This is a genomic window from Aureimonas jatrophae, from assembly GCF_900104035.1.
GTDB classification, from domain to species: domain Bacteria; phylum Pseudomonadota; class Alphaproteobacteria; order Rhizobiales; family Rhizobiaceae; genus Aureimonas; species Aureimonas jatrophae.
Map to the genome: position 1 here is coordinate 19,367 of NZ_FNIT01000003.1, position 19,286 is coordinate 38,652.

At 66.2% G+C, this 19,286-nt stretch carries 19 protein-coding genes; 9 read left to right on the forward strand and 10 right to left on the reverse strand.

All coding sequences use genetic code 11. The features are described 5' to 3' along the window. Positions 1-14 precede the first annotated feature (14 nt). From BLQ76_RS07785 to rpsF, 3 genes are all read right to left on the reverse strand, one after another. Complete coding sequence (locus BLQ76_RS07785) at positions 15-944, reverse strand: hypothetical protein (RefSeq protein ID WP_090671511.1); 930 nt, start codon at positions 942-944, stop codon at positions 15-17. A 141-nt stretch (positions 945-1,085) separates the two neighbouring features. Next, positions 1,086-1,334 carry a 30S ribosomal protein S18 gene (gene rpsR, locus BLQ76_RS07790; protein WP_062011642.1) on the reverse strand — a complete coding sequence of 83 codons (249 nt, stop codon included), beginning with the start codon at positions 1,332-1,334 and terminating at the stop codon, positions 1,086-1,088. Next, positions 1,335-1,784: a 30S ribosomal protein S6 gene (rpsF, locus tag BLQ76_RS07795; protein WP_090671513.1), complete on the reverse strand. Its 450-nt coding sequence runs from the start codon at positions 1,782-1,784 to the stop codon at positions 1,335-1,337. 350 nt (positions 1,785-2,134) lie between these two features. On the opposite strand from rpsF, the gene fabD reads away from it, so the two are divergent. The 7 genes from fabD to gmk all read left to right on the forward strand — a co-directional run bounded on the left by fabD (position 2,135) and on the right by gmk (position 8,528). After that, positions 2,135-3,073: an ACP S-malonyltransferase gene (gene fabD, locus BLQ76_RS07800; protein ID WP_090671516.1), complete on the forward strand. Its 939-nt coding sequence runs from the start codon at positions 2,135-2,137 to the stop codon at positions 3,071-3,073. A gap of 25 nt (positions 3,074-3,098) precedes the next feature. Beyond that, complete coding sequence (gene fabG / locus BLQ76_RS07805; RefSeq protein ID WP_090671519.1) at positions 3,099-3,836, forward strand: 3-oxoacyl-[acyl-carrier-protein] reductase; 738 nt, start codon at positions 3,099-3,101, stop codon at positions 3,834-3,836. A gap of 211 nt (positions 3,837-4,047) precedes the next feature. Next, on the forward strand, positions 4,048-4,284 hold the full coding sequence (locus BLQ76_RS07810; protein ID WP_026358398.1) for an acyl carrier protein: 237 nt from the start codon (positions 4,048-4,050) through the stop codon (positions 4,282-4,284). A gap of 131 nt (positions 4,285-4,415) precedes the next feature. Beyond that, the gene (gene fabF, locus BLQ76_RS07815) at positions 4,416-5,678 is read left to right on the forward strand and encodes a beta-ketoacyl-ACP synthase II (protein WP_090671522.1); all 1,263 of its coding nucleotides are present in this window, start codon (positions 4,416-4,418) and stop codon (positions 5,676-5,678) included. 127 nt (positions 5,679-5,805) lie between these two features. After that, a complete protein-coding gene (gene mltG, locus BLQ76_RS07820; RefSeq protein WP_425285144.1) occupies positions 5,806-6,936 on the forward strand; it encodes an endolytic transglycosylase MltG in 1,131 nt (376 codons plus the stop codon). Positions 6,937-6,972: 36 nt separating this feature from the next. Further along, complete coding sequence (locus BLQ76_RS07825; RefSeq protein WP_090671525.1) at positions 6,973-7,863, forward strand: YicC/YloC family endoribonuclease; 891 nt, start codon at positions 6,973-6,975, stop codon at positions 7,861-7,863. Then, positions 7,860-8,528: a guanylate kinase gene (gene gmk, locus BLQ76_RS07830; protein WP_090671528.1), complete on the forward strand. Its 669-nt coding sequence runs from the start codon at positions 7,860-7,862 to the stop codon at positions 8,526-8,528. The genes BLQ76_RS07825 and gmk overlap by 4 nt, the downstream gene beginning before the upstream one ends. Here the strand turns inward: gmk and rsmA are convergent. The 6 genes from rsmA to BLQ76_RS07860 all read right to left on the reverse strand — a co-directional run bounded on the left by rsmA (position 8,525) and on the right by BLQ76_RS07860 (position 16,192). Next, on the reverse strand, positions 8,525-9,316 hold the full coding sequence (gene rsmA, locus BLQ76_RS07835) for a 16S rRNA (adenine(1518)-N(6)/adenine(1519)-N(6))-dimethyltransferase RsmA (protein ID WP_210285802.1): 792 nt from the start codon (positions 9,314-9,316) through the stop codon (positions 8,525-8,527). The two genes, gmk and rsmA, sit on opposite strands and share 4 nt — an antisense overlap. A 38-nt stretch (positions 9,317-9,354) precedes the next feature. Further along, entirely contained in the window at positions 9,355-10,398 is a 1,044-nt protein-coding gene (gene pdxA / locus BLQ76_RS07840; RefSeq protein ID WP_210285803.1) for a 4-hydroxythreonine-4-phosphate dehydrogenase PdxA, read from the reverse strand. Next, the gene (locus tag BLQ76_RS07845; RefSeq protein ID WP_090672620.1) at positions 10,395-11,321 is read right to left on the reverse strand and encodes a peptidylprolyl isomerase; all 927 of its coding nucleotides are present in this window, start codon (positions 11,319-11,321) and stop codon (positions 10,395-10,397) included. The genes pdxA and BLQ76_RS07845 overlap by 4 nt, the downstream gene beginning before the upstream one ends. 149 nt (positions 11,322-11,470) lie before the next feature. Next, positions 11,471-13,921, reverse strand: a complete 2,451-nt coding sequence (locus tag BLQ76_RS07850; RefSeq protein ID WP_090671536.1) for an LPS-assembly protein LptD — start codon at positions 13,919-13,921, stop codon at positions 11,471-11,473. A gap of 1 nt (position 13,922) precedes the next feature. After that, positions 13,923-15,002 (reverse strand): LPS export ABC transporter permease LptG, encoded by a 1,080-nt coding sequence (gene lptG / locus BLQ76_RS07855; RefSeq protein ID WP_090671538.1) that lies wholly within the window; start codon positions 15,000-15,002, stop codon positions 13,923-13,925. Next, positions 14,999-16,192 (reverse strand): LptF/LptG family permease, encoded by a 1,194-nt coding sequence (locus BLQ76_RS07860; RefSeq protein ID WP_090671541.1) that lies wholly within the window; start codon positions 16,190-16,192, stop codon positions 14,999-15,001. Before BLQ76_RS07860 ends, lptG begins: the two co-directional genes overlap by 4 nt. A 251-nt stretch (positions 16,193-16,443) precedes the next feature. On the opposite strand from BLQ76_RS07860, the gene BLQ76_RS07865 reads away from it, so the two are divergent. Further along, positions 16,444-17,934 carry a leucyl aminopeptidase gene (locus BLQ76_RS07865; protein ID WP_090671544.1) on the forward strand — a complete coding sequence of 497 codons (1,491 nt, stop codon included), beginning with the start codon at positions 16,444-16,446 and terminating at the stop codon, positions 17,932-17,934. A 5-nt stretch (positions 17,935-17,939) separates the two neighbouring features. Next, positions 17,940-18,398 carry a DNA polymerase III subunit chi gene (locus BLQ76_RS07870; RefSeq protein WP_090671547.1) on the forward strand — a complete coding sequence of 153 codons (459 nt, stop codon included), beginning with the start codon at positions 17,940-17,942 and terminating at the stop codon, positions 18,396-18,398. Between the two features lie 3 nt (positions 18,399-18,401). On the opposite strand, the gene BLQ76_RS07875 is transcribed toward BLQ76_RS07870, so the two are convergent. After that, positions 18,402-19,196, reverse strand: coding sequence for an alpha/beta fold hydrolase (locus BLQ76_RS07875; protein ID WP_090671550.1), 795 nt, complete (start codon positions 19,194-19,196; stop codon positions 18,402-18,404). Positions 19,197-19,286 lie beyond the last annotated feature (90 nt).

Genomic DNA, 19,286 nt, shown 5'->3' on the forward strand with positions numbered 1-19,286 from the left:
TTGAGGGTTGAGGTTCAGGCGTCTGCCGGCGAAGCCGGCGGTTTCGCGGTCTCGAACAGGCCGAGCACCAGGAAGGCGAGAAGCGGGAAGGACAAAAGCGCGATCGCCGCATAGGTCGTGAAGAGGATCAGGACCCGCGACGGGCGGCCTCGCGTGCGCCGGTGCAGCGCTGCCAGACCGACGAACGTGAAGGCGAGCGCCAAGGCGCCGACCAGAACCGCCGCGACGGTTCCGGCCGTGCCGCCCAGAAACGAGGCTGCCAGCGCGACCGCGAAGAGCGTCAGGGCGTTGCGAGGCAACGTTGCGGTGGCCGGGATGTCGTCGCGAGGGCGTTGCAGGCGACCGCTCGTACGCGCGATGGCCGCCGAGACATACAGGCAGATCACGAGCGTCAGAAGAAGGAAGGCTGGCTGCACGAACGGGATGGCGCCGACGACGAAGTGAGCGATTTCCTGCACCTGAGCGGATTGCAGGTCGCCGCTCGCACCTTGTTGGGTCAACGCTTCGGCAACGAGCGGGGCGAGCTCGTCGCGATCAAAGCCAATCAGGGCGCCGAGCGCGATGCAGGCAGCGGCCGCCAGAAGCGTGGCTGACAGAAGGATGCGGCGGACCGGAAACCAGTCGAGCTGCGGCTGACGGTGCGGTCCTTCGATCGGGCGCGCCAGTCCGGCGATGTGTCCCAGGATCGCGGCGGGCAGCGCGACCGGGATGAGAACCGAGAAGCCTGCGTTCAACGTTCCAGCCGCAGCGGCGACGGCACCGAAGGCCGCGAGCGCCGCGACGAAGCCGCTGGCCGAGCCCCAGCCGAGGCTGGCGAGCATGATGGGGACGGGGGCAACCAGCGCAAGGCCGACCGCGCCGCTTGACTGGGTGACGAGCCCGGCGAACAGAAGGGCGGAGGCAAGGCCGGCCAGAAGGCCGATGAGAAGGGCGTCGGGCTTCATGAACTCTTCGCTGTCCTGCGGGGCGCGCAGTTAGGGGCAGGGCGCCCCAACTCGGCGATTTTCGTCGCATCCTGCATCCGGGCGCCGAGCACCGGGCAGGGAAAACGGCCGACCGCGAACGCCGCGGCCGGCCGACCTGTATTACTTCAGGACGTAGGGCAGCAGACCCAGGAAGCGGGCGCGCTTGATCGCCTGGGCGAGCGCACGCTGGTTCTTCTGCGAGACGGCCGTGATGCGCGACGGCACGATCTTGCCGCGCTCCGAGATGTAGCGCTGCAGGAGGCGGACGTCCTTGTAGTCGATCTTCGGCGACTCGCCCGACGCGAACGGGTCGGACTTGCGACGACGATGGAACGGACGGCGGGTCGGAAGCTGGGCGATGTCGACCATTTACGCGGCCTCCTCGGTGCGGGGACGGCGGGGACGATCGTCGTCCTCGCGACGCGGACGATCACCGTCGCGGTCACGGCGCGGCGGACGGTCGCCGCCGTCGCGGTCGCCGCGACGCGGACGGTCGTCGCGCTTCTGCATCATCGCCGACTGGTTCTCGTCGTGCTCTTCGACGCGGATGGTGATGTAGCGCAGGATGTCTTCGTTGAAGCGCATCTGACGCTCCATCTCCACGACCGCAGCGGCGGGCGCGTCGATGTTCATGAGCGTGTAGTAGGCCTTCCGGTTCTTCTTGATCCGGTAGGTGAGGGTCTTCAGACCCCAATTCTCGACCTTGCCGACCTTGCCGCCATTGGCCTCGATCACGCCGCGGTACTGTTCCACGAGCGCTTCGACCTGCTGGCCGCTGATGTCCTGTCGGGCAAGGAAAACGTGCTCGTAGAGAGCCATGGCGTTTGCCTTTCCATCGCGTTGAATCGCACGGGGCACAGCGGCTAAGCCTCTGCGACTCTCCTCGGAGACCGACCGGCAGGCGGACGGTATTGGAAAGACGCGTCAGGTGAGACGGTCGAGAGCGGGGACACGGGAAGACACGGGAACAAACCCGCATCGTTCGAACCAAAGCGCGAACGACTTCCGTTCAGCCCCCGGCTGTGGCATCCGGCGACGACGGGGTGCGCTTAGCCCAATCGGCCTTGCGTTGCAAGCCTGTCGCTTGCTGTTTGGGGTGCGCGACCTTGACATGCAACCGACGGCTGCCCATTCACCGCCGCAACGAAAGGCAGGGGGAACAGGACGATATGACGCTAGCGCTGCTATTTCCGGGTCAGGGAAGCCAGACGGTCGGCATGGGCCGGGAACTCGCGGACGCCTTCCCCGAAAGCCGCGCCGTCTTTGATGCCGTCGACGAGGCATTGGGCGAGCGTCTGAGCGAGACGATCTGGAACGGTCCCGAAGACGTGCTGCGCTCGACCCGCAACGCCCAGCCGGCGCTCATGGCCGTATCGCTTGCCGCGATGCGCGCGCTGGAAGCACGCGGCTTCGACTGGGGCCGCGTCGACTTCGTGGCCGGCCATTCGCTCGGCGAGTATTCGGCCCTGGCCGCTGCCGGAGCGTTGGATGTCGCCGACGCGGCACGGCTCCTTCGCATTCGTGGCGACGCCATGCAGGCGGCGGTTCCCGAAGGCGAGGGCGCGATGGCCGCGATCCTCGGTCTCGACGACGCCGACCTGGCTTCGGTCTGCGAGGAAGCGGGCCAGGGCGGCGTATGCCAGATCGCCAACGACAACGGCGGCGGCCAGATCGTCATCTCCGGAACGCGCGATGCCGTCGAACGCGCCATGGCCGCAGCGCTGACGCGCGGCGCCAAGCGCGCCATCGCATTGCCTGTTTCGGCCCCTTTCCATTGCATGCTGATGCAGCCAGCCGCCGATCGCATGGCGGAGGCGCTCGCCGGGGCTCGCATCGAGGCGCCCCGCGTACCCCTGGTCGCCAACGTTCTGGCGTCGGCCATCTCCGATCCCGGCGAGATCCGCGAGCACCTGGTCGAGCAGGTGACCGGGCAGGTCCGCTGGCGCGAGAGCATGGCGTATCTGGCGGATGCGGAGGTCGACACACTGCTCGAGGTCGGCGCGGGCAAGGTCCTCGCTGGTCTCGCCAAGCGGATCGACAAGCGCCTTGCGGCATCCAGCGTCGGCACGCCCGCCGATGTCGATGCGGCGATCGCGCGTCTCGCCTGACTTCCAAGGTTCAAGGATAGCCCTCATGTTCGACCTTTCCGGCCGCAAGGCGCTCGTCACAGGTGCCAGCGGCGGCATCGGCGAGGCGATCACCCGCAAGCTTCATGCCGCGGGTGCCGTTGTCGGCCTTCACGGCACACGGCGCGAGAAGCTGGAGGCGCTGGCGGGCGAGCTCGGCGAGCGCGTCCATGTGTTTCCGGCCGACCTCGGAGATCGCGCTGCGCAGTCGGCGCTCGCGGAGACGGCCGAGGCTGAACTCGGAGGCGTCGACATTCTGGTCAACAACGCGGGCATCACCAAGGACGGCCTGTTCGTCCGCATGTCGGACGAGGACTGGGACCGCATCATCGAGGTGGATCTCACCTCCGCCTTCCGCCTCACGCGCGGCCTTACGCATCCGATGATGCGCCGCCGCTTCGGACGCATCATCAACATCACCTCCGTGGTGGCCGTGACCGGCAACCCGGGGCAGGCCAACTACTGTGCGGCCAAGGCCGGCATGATCGGGTTCTCGAAGTCGCTTGCGCAGGAGATCGCCTCGCGCAACGTGACCGTCAACTGCATCGCGCCCGGCTTTATTGCGAGCGCGATGACCGACAAGCTCAACGAAAAGCAGCAGGAGGCGATCCTTGGCGCCATTCCGATGAAGCGGATGGGCGCTGGCGACGACATCGCGGCGGCCGCTCTCTATCTCGCTTCGACGGAGGCGGGTTACGTCACCGGCCAGACGCTGCATGTCAACGGCGGCATGGCGATGATCTGAAGCCGCCTGCGCGGTCGCCCGGGCGGGTTGGCCCCCTGCCGGTGCCGTGCTAATGCCCGACGCGCCGGCTTTCGCCAGCGGTGGGCGGGCTTAACCAACCCTCTTCTCATGTGCCGCTCCGCAGGTTCGCGCCGGCGGGCGGGCCGCTTGATAATCCCACCTCCGGCGTCTAACGAAAACGGCGGAAGCCACTTCAACACAAGGACTGACCATGAGCGATACCGCTGAACGGGTTAAGAAGATCGTCGTCGAGCATCTGGGCGTCGAGCAGGAGAAGGTGACGGAGAACGCTTCGTTCATCGACGACCTGGGCGCGGACAGCTTGGACACGGTCGAGCTCGTCATGGCGTTCGAGGAGGAGTTCGGCGTCGAGATCCCCGATGACGCGGCCGAGACCATCCTGACCGTCGGCGATGCGGTGAAGTTCATCGAGAAGAATCAGGCCTAATCGCCTGTCCAGGATGGGGATCCCGTGATCCCCATGGGCGAACCCGTGGTGGTTCGCCCAGCTCGCCCGGTGATCCGGGCCTTTACCGTCGCAAGCGGACGATCCGAGATGATGGGTTGGACTGACAGGCCATGAGACGCGTCGTGATCACCGGTACCGGCATGGTATCTCCCTTGGGATGCGGAACGGAGGTGACCTGGTCGCGCTTGCTGGCGGGTCAGAACAGTGCCCGCCGCGTCACGGAGTTCGAGGTCGAGGACCTTCCCGCGAAGATCGCTTGCCGCATCCCGGTCGGTGACGGCTCCGAAGGCACCTACAATGCCGACGACTGGATGGAGCCCAAGGACCAGCGCAAGGTCGATCCGTTCATCGTCTACGGCATGGCTGCGGCCGACATGGCGCTGGCCGATGCGAACTGGCATCCGGCGACCGATGAGGATCAGGTCGCTACGGGCGTGTTGATCGGTTCGGGCATCGGCGGCCTCGAGGGTATCGTCGATGCCGGCTATACGCTGCGCGACAAGGGTCCCCGGCGGATCTCGCCCTTCTTCATTCCAGGTCGCCTGATCAACCTCGTTTCCGGTCAGGTCTCCATCCGTCACAAGCTGCGTGGTCCGAACCACGCCGTGGTGACGGCCTGCTCGACCGGCGCCCATGCGATCGGCGATGCCACGCGGATGATCGCGCTCGGCGATGCCGACGTCATGGTCGCGGGCGGCGCCGAATCGCCGATCTGCCGTATCTCGCTGGCCGGCTTTGCCGCATGCAAGGCCCTGTCGACCCAGCACAACGACGATCCGCAGAAGGCTTCGCGGCCCTACGACCGGGACCGGGACGGTTTCGTCATGGGCGAGGGCGCGGGCATCGTCGTCCTGGAAGAGCTGGAGCATGCTCTGGCGCGAGGCGCCAAGATCTATGCGGAAGTCGTCGGCTACGGCCTGTCCGGCGATGCCTATCATATCACCGCGCCGTCCGAGGACGGCGACGGCGCCTATCGTTGCATGAGCATGGCGCTGAAGCGTGCGGGCCTGACCGCCAGCGACATCGACTACGTCAACGCCCATGGCACCTCCACGATGGCCGATACCATCGAACTCGGGGCCGTGGAGCGTCTGGCGGGCAACGCGGCGTCGCGCATCTCGATGTCGTCCACGAAGTCGGCGGTCGGCCATCTTCTGGGAGCGGCCGGCGCGATCGAGGCGATCTTCGCGACGTTGTCGATCCGCGACAACATCGTGCCGCCCACACTCAATCTCGACAACCCCGAGCGTGATACGCCCATCGATCTCGTGCCCCACAAGGCGCGGGAGCGCGAGGTCAATGTCGCCTTGTCGAACTCCTTCGGTTTTGGCGGTACGAACGCATCGCTGGTCCTGCGTCGCTACGCGGCCTGATCGCTCGGCGTTTCGCCATATTCACCGTTGATGCAACTGAGCGGGGGCGGCCGGACAATCTCCGGACCGCCCCTGCCGTTTTGTTTCCGAGCCGCCGCGAGGCGCTGCCAGTCCCCGGGAGAAGAGCGTGACGTCCGGCACCCAGCCCAACGACACCCCGATTCCGCCGACCGTCGAGGAGATGCGTGCCGCACGGCGCCGGCGTCGCTCGCGCGGCGCCCGCAACGGTTTCGTGATCGCGATGAACTTCCTGTTCACGATCGCCCTGTTCCTCGCAATCGGTGCCGGCGCGTTGCTGTGGTGGGGCAAGGGGCAGTTCGAGGGCCGCGGTCCTCTCGCCGCGGAGGCGACCTATCTCGTGCCGCGCGGTGGTGGGCTCGACGGGATCGCGAACGGACTGGAGCGGGCGGGCATCATCTCCAACGCCTCGATCTTCGAGTATGGCGTCCGTCTCGAAGGCGCTGGTGGGCAGCTCAAGGCCGGCGAGTATGCCTTCGCGCCCGGCGCCAGCATGCGCGACGTCATGGAGACGCTTCGCGACGGTGACGCGATCCTGCATGCCGTGACGGTACCCGAGGGCTGGACCGTTGCGCAGATCTACGCGCGCCTGGCTGCGGAGGAGGCGCTCGCCGGCGATCTGCCGCCGATGGTCCCAGAGGGCACGCTGCTGCCCGAGACCTACCGTTTCACGCGCGGCCAGAGCCGCGCCGAGATCGTACAGCAGATGAGCGCCGCCCAGTCGAAGCTCGTTCAGGACATCTGGGCCGATCGTGCGCCGAACCTGCCGATCTCGGATGTCGGTCAGTTCGTGACGCTCGCCTCGATCGTCGAGAAGGAGACCGGGATCGCGTCCGAGCGTCCGCACGTCGCCTCGGTCTTCGTCAATCGCCTGCGCAAGAACATGCGTCTTCAGTCCGATCCGACCATTATCTACGGTATTTGGGGTGGCGCAGGTAAGCCGCCCAACGAGCCGATCCGTCAGTCGCACATTCAAGGTGAGACGCCCTACAACACCTATGTGATCCGCGGCCTTCCGCCGGGTCCGATCGCCAATCCGGGCCGCGCGGCGCTGGAAGCCGTGGCCCATCCCCTCGATACCGACGATCTGTACTTCGTTGCGGACGGCACCGGCGGCCATGCCTTCGCCTCCACGCTCGACCAGCACAACGTCAACGTCCGGCGGTACCGCGCGATCGAGCGCCAGACGGCGAACGATCAGAACGCCACCGGCACGGGCGTCAGAGCCATCGCTCCCTGACATCGGCAAGCATTACTGGCAAAAAGGGAGCGCGCGATGAGCCTTCGCAGCATGACGGGCTTCGCGCGCGTCGAACGAGACGGAGCGCCGTCCGGTTTCGTGTGGGAACTTCGATCGGTGAACGGCAAGGGGCTTGAAATCCGCCTTCGCCTGCCGCCGGGCTTCGAGGAACTCGAGGCCGACATCCGACGCCTCGCTGCTGGCGCGCTCGGGCGGGGCAACGTCCAAGTATCGCTCGCTCATCGCCGTGATCCAGGTGTCGAGGTGCCGGGTTTTCGCGTCAACGAGGCGTTGCTGACGGATCTGCTGCGTCTGTCCGACGCGCTGGTCAGCGAGGGCCGCGCCGCGCCGCCGAGCGCTGACGGCCTGCTCGCCCTGCGCGGCGTCATCGAGGTGGCGGATGCGGAGCCGGCCGCTGCCCTTTCCGAACAACGGGACGAGATTCTGGCCGCCTTTCAAGAAGCGCTCGTGGCGCTTCGACGCTCGCGCGAGACCGAGGGCCGTTCGCTTCTGGCTGTTCTGAACGTGCGGCTCGATCGGATCGAGGAACTGACCAATCAGGCGGAGGCGCACCCGGCGCGTAGCATCGAGGCGATTCGCGCGCGCCTGGCCGATCAGGTGGCGCTTCTTCGGGGCGCAGCCGACGGCCTCGATGAGGCGCGCCTGCATCAGGAGGCGGCCTTGATTGCCACGCGCGCCGACATTCGTGAGGAGCTCGATCGTCTGACGGCGCATGTCGCCGCCGCCCGCGAGCTGCTGTCGCTCGACGAGCCGGTTGGCCGCCGTCTCGATTTCCTGTCGCAAGAATTTAACCGTGAGGCGAATACGCTCTGTGCCAAGTCGAACGCAACCGCGCTGACGGCCATCGGGCTTGACCTCAAGCTGTCGGTCGACCAGTTCCGCGAACAGGTGCAGAATATAGAATGAAGTCGCTGACCGATATCGAATCGACCGTTTCCGTCGCAAGGCGCGGCCTGATGCTCGTCATCTCGTCGCCCTCCGGCGCGGGGAAGTCGACGATCGCCAGAAACCTCCTGGAGCTCGATCCGCGCTTCTCGCTGTCGATCAGCGTCACGACCCGCAAGCGCCGACCCAGCGAGATCGACGGCGTTCACTACCACTTCATCGACGTTCCCACCTTCGAGCGGTTGCGCGCGACCGACGCGCTGCTGGAATGGGCGGAGGTGCACGGCAACCTGTACGGAACGCCGCGCGATGCCGCCGAGAAGGCGATGCGCGAAGGGCGCGACATGCTCTTCGACATCGACTGGCAGGGGGCCCGACAACTGCAGGAGCAGGCGAAGTCCGACATCGTGTCGATCTTCATCCTGCCCCCGTCGATGAAGGAGCTGAAGCTGCGCCTCATGCGGCGTGCGGAGGACTCGGGCGATACGATCGCCATGCGGCTGCGCAACGCGAGTGTCGAGATCGAACGCTGGCGCGACTACGAGTATGTCGTCGTCAACGACGATCTGGACCGTGCCTTCTCGGCGGTTCTCTCGATCGTCAACGCGGAGCGTCTGCGGCGCGACCGACGCCCCGGCCTGTTCGATTTCACGCAAGCGCTTCTCGAGGAAGCCCTGGACCTTTAACGGCCTAGAGCGTTCGCGAGATCGACGAACTCCGCGACGGATAGCGTCTCGGCGCGGCGTTGCGGGTCGATGCCGACCGTCCGGAGCAGGGCTTCACCCCCCACCGGCTTCAGGCTTTGACGCAGCATCTTGCGACGCTGACCGAAGGCCGCCTGCGTCACGCGTTCGAGATCGAGGAGACGAGCGGGTAGGGGGGAGGCCTTCGGCTCCAGCTGCACGATCGACGAGGTCACCTTCGGTGGCGGCGTGAAGGCCTCGCGAGACACGTCAAAGAGGATGGCCGCGTTCGTGCGCCAGCCGCAGAGAACGCCAAGCCGGCCGTAATGATCGTCGTCCGCTTCCGCCACGATCCGCAACGCGACCTCGCGTTGGAACATGAGCGTCAGGCTCGACCAGCGCGGCGGCCAGGGCTCAACGGTGATCCAGTTCAGCAGGAGTTGGGTGCCGATATTGTAGGGCAGGTTGGCGACGATCTTGTACGGACCCTCGCACAAGCTGGCCGGATCGATGTCGAGGGCATCGCCTTCGACGACCGTCAGGCGTCCCGGGTAATGCTGAGCGACGGCCTGCAGCGCCGGCAGGCAGCGCGGGTCCTTCTCGATCGCGATCACGTGGCCGGCACCATGCGCCAGAAGGGCGCGGGTGAGCCCGCCCGGACCCGGGCCAACCTCGACGACCGTCTCGCCTTCCAGCGGCATCGCTTGCCGGGCGATGCGTCCGGTCAGATTGAGGTCGAGAAGGAAGTTCTGCCCCAGCGCGCGGCGTGGGTCGAGACCGTTGGCCTCCATGACCTCGCGAAGCGGCGGCAAGCCGTCGAATGCCAGACTCACGCGGCGACCGGTGACTCGGCTCGAATGGCCGCCATGCGCCCAGCCAGGCGCAGGGCGGCAATGAAGCTGTTCGGCCGAGCGGTGCCGTTGCCGGCGCGATCGGCCGCGGTCCCGTGATCGGGCGAGGTGCGGATCACCGGCAGGCCGAGCGTTACGTTGACGGTCTCATCAAAGGCGAGGGTCTTGGCCGGGATCAACGCCTGATCGTGGTACATGCAAAGTGCCACGTCGTAGGTTGCGCGCGCCTCAGGGTGGAACAGCGTATCTCCCGGCAGCGGTCCGATGGCATCGACCCCCGCGGCCCGCAGGATCTCGACGGCCGGCCGCACGACGTCCTCGTCCTCGCGCCCGATCGCACCGCGCTCGCCTGCGTGCGGATTCAGGCCAGCGATGGCGAGACGAGGCGCATCGAGTGCGAAGCGCGATCGCAGGTCGTCCGAGACGATCCGCGCGGTCGCCACGATGAGATCGGTGGTCAGCGCGCGAGGTACGTCGGCGAGCGGAATATGGATCGTGACTGGAACACAGGACAACTCCGGTCCCGTCAGCAGCATCACCGGCTGGAGCACGCGGCCGGTCAGCGCCCCGCAGAGATCCGCGAGATACTCGGTGTGGCCGGGATGCGCGAAGCCGACGTCGTAGAGCGCCTTCTTGTCGATCGGGTTGGTCACGAGCGCCGCCACATCGCCCGACAGGCAGAGGCGGGTCGCCCGATCGATCGCCTCGACCGTTCCGGCACCGTTGGCCGGGTCGGTGCGTCCCGGCGCCTCAAGGTGACGGTTCACGAGCGGCAACACGGCCAGGTCTTGCTCCGACCCTTCGAGAGCCTCGGCGGGACTGCCGACGGTCCGGATCGACACGTCGATCTCGAGACGTTCGGCGCGTTGCGCCACCATCTCCGGGTCGGCCAGAAGTACGAAACGCGGAAGGTTCAGTCGCTCGCGGTCGCGATGAGCCATCAAGGTCACGTCGGCGCCGACCCCAGACGGTTCACCGATCGTGACCGCCAGAAGCGGCGAGGGGGCGTCGTCCACCGTCAGCGCCGAACGATCGTCGCGCGGTCCTTGAGCTTCTTCAACAGAGCTTGGTCGGGCTCCTGCTTGCCCATCGCTTCCATGTCGCGCGCCTGGAACACCATGGCGGCGGCCTGGTCGTCGCTGATCGACCGCGTGTCGCAGATCGCGACGAACTCGACGCCGCGCTCGGTTTCGATCGCCTTCGTGGTCTTGCCGCGCGAGCCCGCGACGATGTCGTTCTTCCAGCGCGGCGGCAGCTCCGGCTGCGCGACACGGCCGAGATCGCGCACGGTGACGTCCTTCAGGCCCTTGGCGAGATCATAGGTCGACGCGCAGGAGTTGAAGCGCTGACGCATGGCGTTGGCTTCCTGCATGCGCCGGCCCATCGCCGAGCCACGCTGCGCCGGCGGAACGACGAAGATGACCTGCTGCAGCGTGTATTCCGTCGTCGACGGCTTCTGGCCGCCCTGCTGCAGCATGCGTTGGACGACCTCGGACTCCGTCAGTCGCTCGCTCTGGCGCATGTTGGCCTGAACGGCCTGTCCCCAGGCCATCTGTACGCGGATGTAGTCCTTGAACCCCTTCGTCGAGAAGCCGGCCTGCCCCAGCACCTGACCGAGTTGCGCTTCGGTCAGCTTGTTGTCCTTGGCAAAGCGTCCGAACGCCTCGTCCACCATGGGATCGGGGATCTGGATGCCACGACGCCGGGCTTCCTGAACCTTGAGCGCCTCGTCGATCAATTCGTTGGTGGCGGCTTCCGCGCCGCCCGGTGCCCGGCGCAACTTCATGAAGGCCAGACGTTGATTGATCTGGAAGGTCGTGATCGGCTGCTTGTTCACCACGACCTTGATCTCGGACGCGGCCTGCGCCGTAGGCATCGTCGCGGTCAGCGCCGTCGCCGCCAACGCGGAGCACAGCAGCATGCGGGCGGCAAACTGGCGGATCATGATGGGTTCGGCTCCGATTCTCGGATGGCGGACGGGCAAGGGCATCCGCGTTCGTGGCACAGGCTCTTGGCGAAACCATGGTGGTTCTAACCGATGCGCCCCGCGATCGGAAGATCGCAGGGCCATCGATGGCAAGCCTCGCGCCTGCGTCAGTTCGAACCCAGACCGTAACCGAAGTCGGCGTCCGCCAACGTGCGCAGCGAAAGCTTGAACAGCACCTTCGTTTCCGCGGATGTCAGGTTGTAGCGGTCGCTGGTGTTCTTGTACTCGGCAATCAAGCTGAAGCATTCGTCGGCGTAGCCGATACCGAACGAGCGATCGATGATCTGCGCGTTCTCGATGTCGTAGGACACCGAGCCGAACGTGCGGATCTCGTCGGTCACCCGCAGCGTCGCGGCCGTCGTGACCTGGTGGCGGTCCTCCGGGAAGCCGTAGGTCGGCTGCGCGCTGATCAGCGAGTAGACGACCGACGTGTCGACGCGCTTGTAGGACACGCCGCCCATCAGGTCCGCCCGGTTCACGTCGAGCGTATCCTTGTCGAAGCGACCCTGCGCCCCGAGGCTGACGCCAATCGGCGTCGCAAGCGTCATGGCGGACACGTAGTCGGAGCGGTCGTTCTGGAGACCCGACTCGAACCCGACCAATGCGTAGTCCACCTGCGCATACGGGTTCTCGCCCGCCAGATGGAAGGATTGTCCGATCAGGGCGTCAATCGCGTATCCCGCGCCGAACACGCCGGAATACTGGACGCCCACATTGGCACGCGTTCCGCCCTCAATCCGGTCGTAGCCGGAGAACTTGTCCTCCGAGAAGAGATTGCCGGCATTGAAGACGAGGCTCTGGGCGTCCTCGTTCGGAAGCTCGCCCGCGACGCTTTCGTCGGGACGGATCAGGAGCTGCGCGATCGGTGTGATCACGTGGCTCGCGTTGGCCGTTTCGATCAAATACGGATAGCGAGCCTCGAGGCCGGCCGTCGCCATGCCGCGCAACCCCGCCTCGTCCACCTCGACGCCCCCGAGACCCAGCGGCAGGTCGCCGAATGGGTAGCCGACCGCGCTCATATCCGCGCGGTAGACATCGGCGCGGGCCGACAGCGACGGTGTCAGCAGCAGTCCGCCGGCGGTCGTGAAGGTTCGCCGCCATTCGGCCTGGGTCGTCGCACGCGAGTAGTCGCCTTCCAGCGTGTTGCGACGGAACACGTCGGTTCGATACGGAAAACCGTCCGTCCCGTTGCAAAGGCCGTTCTCGATGAAGGCCGACTCGCAAAGGAGAAGGTAACCGGGGCTCGTCGCGTCGCGCCGCAGGTTCGTGACGTTGACGTCGTAGGTGACCTGCCCTCCCAGAACGGGGTTCTCGTCGATGTACTGGTAGTCCAGCGTCGGCAGGACGTAGGGTTGGACGTCCTCTGTCAGACGGTTCTGCGTCTGAACGTCGAACTTCTGCGCGCGCAGGTCGAAGAAGCTCTGCTCACCCAATCCGGTCAGATAGATTTCCGACGTGTGGTAGACCTGACTGAAGTTCTCGATCTCGTAGTTGTTCGAGAAGTTGTTGTCGGTCTGGGCGAGGACATCCCATCCGAACGTCCAGCGATCGCTTAGCGCAAAGCGACCCGTCGTGCCGACCATGCCGCGGGTTTCGCCAGGGAAGTCCTGGTTGATGGAGACGCCGTCGTAGCGGAAATCGTCGAAGGCCGTTGGGTCGCTTTGCGAGATGCCGGCGGTCTGAAGCGTGAAGTAGCCGTTCTCGAAGGCCTTGCGGTACTCCGCCTCCCCGAGGAAGCCCTGCTTGGAATAGGGCGTTCCGGCGATCGTCAGATCGGAACTGTCGTCGAGCGCGAAGTAGTACGGCACGCGAACGCCGAAGCCGGTCTTGCTCGACGACTTGAACGACGGCGCGAGAAGGCCGGACTGGCGCTTCACGGTCGGATCCGGCGACGCAAAGTAGGGCAGGTACACCAGCGGCGCCCCGAAGAGCTCCAGCCTCGCACCATAGTAGCGAATAACCTTGCGGTCCTGATCCCAGACGATTCGCCGTGCCTTGACCTGCCAGGTTGGCGGGCGTTCGGGGTGCTGCTCGCAGGCCTCGCACGCGGTGTAGACGCCCTGCTCGAACGTCGTGCGCTGGCCGGGGCCGCGCACGGCCTGTCCCGCGGCGAAGCGGGTGTTGTCGGGCGTCTCAATGCGCAGCGCCTCGACGAAGCCGTTGGCGAAGTCATCGGTCACGTCGATCGAGTCGGCGTAGATGCGGTTTCCACCGGGCTCGACCAGTTCGACATCGCCCGACGCCACCAACCGGCGCGACGCCTGATCGTAGACGATGTTGCGGGCGACGAGCTTGTAGCCGCCATAGTCGATCTGCACGCCGCCGGCGGCCGTCACGACGGACTTGTCGCTGTCGTAGGTGACGGTATCGGCTTCCAGGAAGAGCTGGGAGCCCGCAGGGACGTTGACGTTGGCGCCCAGCTCTCCGAGCGACGCCTGGGCCAGCGCCACGGACGGCGCAAGCGCCAGCACCGAGAGCGCCGCGCCCGCCAGAAGTGCGCTCCGGAACGCCGATCGCCCCCCGGCGATCGTCCGGCGCGAGATCCCCCTCGCTGTCATACTACCCGTCCTCTTGATGGAGCAGGATCGTCGTCCCGAACAATCCCGCCGCCACGACCGGAAACCAAGCCGCCACAACGGTTGGAATCACGGCATTGCTTCCCAGCGCCTGCGCCAGGAAGGTGATCACGTAAAGCACGAAGCCGGCCGCGACGCCACTGACGATCAGGCCGCCGGACTGACCGGTCCGGGCATAGCGCACAGCGACGGTGCCCGCGAGTAACGTCATGGCGACGAACAGGGCCGGACGGGCGATCAGGGTCTGCAGCCGCATGGAGAAGGCGTCGGCGTTGTAGCCCAGCGCACGCGCGATCGCGACCTTGCTCCACAGGCCCCAGATCGAGATCGCCTCCGGGTCGGCCAGACGCTGCTCGATGTATTCCGGCAACAGGGTCGTGGGAATGGAGAACGTGTCGCGCCGCTCCGGCGGAAAGCCGATGCGGGTGATCGTCGGGTTGTCGATCCGCCACGTGTTGTCCTCGAGGCGGGCCTGCGCGGCGTCGATACGCTCCGACACGATGCCGTCGGCATTCAGGATGAAGGCGGTGACGCCGCCCATCACGGCGCCTCCGTTCGATACGGACCGCCCGCCGATGATCGATTCCACGCCGTTGCCCGTCTGGCGCAGCCAGGGCGCGCGGGCATTGGGCGCAACCGTGACGCCACCGATCGCCGTCTCGATATCTGCCGATTTCGCCCGGGCCAGCGAAGCGATTGGATTGTAGGCGAAGACCGCGAGTGCGCCGATCAGGACCGATCCAACCATGAACGGGGCAAGGATCTGCCAGACCGACACGCCCGCGGCCCGGGCGACGACCAGTTCCATCTTCCGGTTCAGCGAGACGAGCGTGAAGATCGACGAGAAGAGGATAATGAACGGGAAGGCCTGCTCGATGAAGGCCGGCACCCGAAGCGCCGAGATCGTCGCGATCGTCGTGAAGTCCACCTGCGACGAGGAGCCCCGCCGGCTCACTTCGATCATGTCGATGAGGTAGGTCAGCGCGAAAACGGCGATCAGCGTCGAAACGAAGCTGATGAGGTAGCGACGCAGGAAGTAGAGGCTGAGCGTGCGCTGTCTCATGTGCCGGGCGTCCTGCCCTCGAAGGGCGCCAGCGGCAGCAGGCGCATCAGCCGCACGCCGAAGCGGCGCACCGCATCGTTCGATCGCCGCACCCAGCGCAGCTCGCTGACGTTCACGTTGAACAGGTAGAGCCACAGGTCGAAGGCGATGGCCGATAGGGGGAGGGCGTAGACGAGCCAGACCGTTCGCACGTCGTCCTGCACCATCGACAGGGCCACGAAGCCCAACGCCTTCAGAACCAGCGCACCGCTCAGTCCGAGCATCATCGCCGCGCCGGGGCCCTGACGATTCGTGCGCGGATGTCCGGCGACGATCAGGGCCCAGAGCGCGAAGGCGATCGGATACAGGAAGTCGGTCCGGCGCTGCGCCAGTTCCTCGGTGAACTGGTTGGGATGCAGCTGGTAGACGCGATCGTTCGGATCGGGGTTCAGGAGTTCGCGCGTCGAGCGCTCCGACATGCGGATCCAGTCGCCCGCATCCACGGGACGCAGGTTCGCCAAATCGAAGGCGTAGGTCTGAAACTCGATGATCGAGACCGCGCCGTCCGTATTGTCGCGGCGGTGCAACTGCCCGTCGTCGAGCACGAGATAGGACTGCCCCAGCCGCTCAACGACCGTCGCCTCGCGCGCGAAGTAGGTCAGGTCCAAAGCCGGATCGCGGGTGTCGGCCAGAAACAGGCCGCGAACGTTGGGACCGCGTGCTTCCTTGATGCTCATGATCAGCCCGTCCTGCACGCGCTCGAAGCGGCCCGGCTGGAGAAAGAGGCTGATGGCGTCGGCATTGATGGCGCGCACGCCGTTCTGGAAGGCGCTCGAGGCCTTGGGGCCGATGTAATTGGAGTTGACGAAGACGATCAGCGCTCCGACGGCGCCCAGAAGAAGGATCGGGTTGGCGATCACCTTGCGCGACCCGCCCGACGCCGCGATCACAGCACGCTCCGAGTCGGCATTCAGATTGTTGAGGGTCTGGATCGCACCGATCAGAAGCGCGAAGGGCAGGACGCCGGCCGCGAGATCGGGCATCAGCATCAGGGCGATCCAGAAGATGTCGCCGGCCGCCGTCGCCGTGGTGCGAACGATATCCAGCCGCTGGAGCACCTGCACGATCCATACCACGAGGACCAGCGATGCGAGCGCTCCCGCGCTGAAGGTCAGCGCTCGGCGGAAGATGTAGCGTTCCAGAATTTTCATGCGTCGTTCGTGTCGCAGTTCCGTTCTTCAGCCGCCGACGCCCGGCCTTCGCACCCCTACACTGGGTCAGCTTGGCTAAAGAAGGGCGAACACGCATGGTTAGCGCTTTCTGAACAGCGGCACCACTCTTGCAATGCCGGCGCGGGGCACGACAATGACAGCGTCGCGGGCCCGGCGACGTCGCGTCGGGCTTGCTCGAATCGGCGCCTCCGTTCCGGTGGCCGCCGCCTCACCATGACATCGGAGTCGACATGTCCCAGCCGCCCGTCCTTCGCTTCGCGCGCCCCGAACTGCCGCAGAGTGGCGTGCTTGTCGTCCTGACGGAGAGCGTCGAGACACTGCCGAGCGCGCTGCCGATCGACCTGCGTGGTGGTCTCGAGAAGGCGTCCCGGCTGGCGAAGTTCAAGGGCAAGAGCCTGTCAGCGGCCGAGTTCGTCGCACCGTCGGGTACCGAACTCGATCGGATCATCCTGATCGGAACCACGACCGAGGGGACGCCCGGCGAGGAGGATCGCCTGAAGCTCGGTGGCACGATCGCCGCCAAGTTGAAGGGCGTCGAGACGGCCGCCGTCTGGGCCGAGACGATCGATCCGGCCGCCTTGGCCGATATCGGGCTCGGTATCCTGCTGCGCAGCTACCGCTTCGATCGATACAAGTCGCGCAAGGCCAAGCCGGGCGAGGAGGAGGAGAACGGCGACGTCGAGGCGACGATCACCTTTCTGACCGCCGACCCGGACGCTGCCGAAAAAGCCTTCGCCGTGGTCCGCGAGGTGTCGGCTGGCGTCGTGCTCGCCCGTGACCTCGTCAACGAACCGGCCAATATCCTGACCACCACCGAATACGCGTCGCGCATCGCCGGGTTGCGCGATACCGGCCTCGAGGTCGAGATCCTCGACGAGAACCGGATGCGCGAGCTGAAGATGCACGCGCTGCTCGGCGTCGCGCAAGGCTCGCCCATGCCGCCGCGGCTCTGCATCATGCGCTGGAACGGTGCCGGTAACGACGAGGCGCCGCTCGCCTTCGTCGGCAAGGGCGTGATCTTCGATACGGGCGGCATCTCGATCAAGCCAGCCGCCGGCATGGAGGACATGAAGGGCGACATGGGCGGCTCGGCGGCCGTGGTCGGTCTCATGCGGGCGCTCGCAGGTCGCAAGGCGAAGATCAACGCGGTCGGCGTCGTCGGGCTCGTCGAGAATGCCGTCGACGGGAAGGCCCAACGGCCCGGCGACATCGTGACCGCCATGTCCGGCACGACGATCGAGGTGTTGAACACCGATGCCGAAGGCCGTCTCGTTCTGGCGGATGCGCTCTGGTACACCCAGGAGCGCTACAAGCCCCGCTTCATGATCAACCTCGCGACGTTGACGGGCGCGATCATCGTCGCGCTCGGCAACCATCACGCCGGCCTCTTTTCCAACAACGACGAGTTGGCCGACCGCCTCCTCGCCGCCGGTCTCGCGACCGGCGAGAAGGTGTGGCGCATGCCGCTCGGCAAGGAGTACGACAAGCAGATCGAGGGCAAGTTCGCCGACATCAAGAACATCGGTGCCGGTCGCGCCGGCGGTTCGATCACGGCGGCGCAGTTCCTGCAGCGCTTCGTCAACGACGTGCCCTGGGCGCATCTCGATGTGGCCGGCACGGCCATGGGGTCGCCCTCGACCGAATACAATCAGTCCTGGGCTTCGGGCTTTGGCGTTCGCCTGCTCGATCGTCTTGTCCGCGAGCACTACGAGACGCGCTGACCCGCTTGCCCGAGGTTCTGTTCTACCATCTGACCGAGAGCCGGCTCGAGGAGGCGCTGCCCGACCTTCTCGAGCGCTCGCTCGCGCGCGGTTGGCGGGCGGTCGTCCAGTGCGTGACGACCGAGCGCCGCGATGCGCTCGACCAGCATCTATGGACCTTCCGGGAGGACAGTTTCCTTCCCCATGCGACCGACGCGGCGGCTTCGGCCGCCACGCTGCAGCCGGTTCTCCTCACCACGGACCCGGCGCAACGGGCAAACGACCCCCAGGTGCGATTCATGGTGGAGGGCGCCAGTCCCGAAGCCGGCTGGGGCGATGCGAAGCGTGGCGTGTACCTGTTCGATGGCCACGACGATCACCAGCTGCAGCTGGCTCGCGAGCGATGGCGAGCCGAGAAGGCCGCCGGCAACGACATTACCTACTGGCAGCAGACCGAGGATCGGCGCTGGGCGAAGCGGGCATGACGGTCAGCTGAGGTCCCGGTCGATGAAGTCGAGAACGGCGGTGGCATAGCCTTCCGGATCCTCGATCGGTGCCGAGTGTCCGACATCCGGCAGGATGACCAGCGATGCACCAGGAATCGTTTCGGCCATGTATTCCGTGTGCTTCCGGCTGATCGCCTCGTCGTGGTCGCCGATCACGACCTCGGTCGGGACCGTGATCGACGCCAGGTCCTCGGCCGTGAAGTTCGGCTCGTTGGCCCACAACGCGTGGATCTCGTCTGCGACGTCGTCGTAGTGGCGCAGTTCCGGAACGCTCTCCGGCGCCACGTAGTGCTTGACCCCGTCCGGCGTTGCGTTGGCGGCCTGCACGAAGAGGCGCGTCAGGCGTTCGGGGTGATGGATCGCGATATCGAGGCCGATGATGCCGCCGTCGCTCCATCCCACCAAGGCCGCTTTCTGGATGCCAAGCGTGTCCAGAAGCTTCAGGTAGTCGTCGGCCATCAGATCGTAGGTGATCGGCTCCGACGTCCGGGTCGAGCGGCCCTGGCCGCGGCTATCGGCGACGATCACCTGATGATGCTCGGCCAGCGCCGCGATCTGGTCGCGCCACACGCTGGAGTCCGACAACCCGCCATGAATCAGCAGGAGCGGGGAGCCGCTCCCGTAGATGCGGAAGAACAGCTCGATCCCGTTGACGCTCGCATATCCCAGCTGGTTCGAAACGAGCGGCCCGCTGGCCTCGGCCTGTTTGTGCAACGGGAGGACGACCGCACTGGCCATACAGGCCAAGGCCAGAGACGCGAGAAGCTGACGCGCCATGAGAGGATCCTTCCCGACCGGCCCGGCGGATCGAACCCGCCACCTCTCAAACGACGCTAGAAGCCGTTTCGCTCCCGCGCAACATAACGC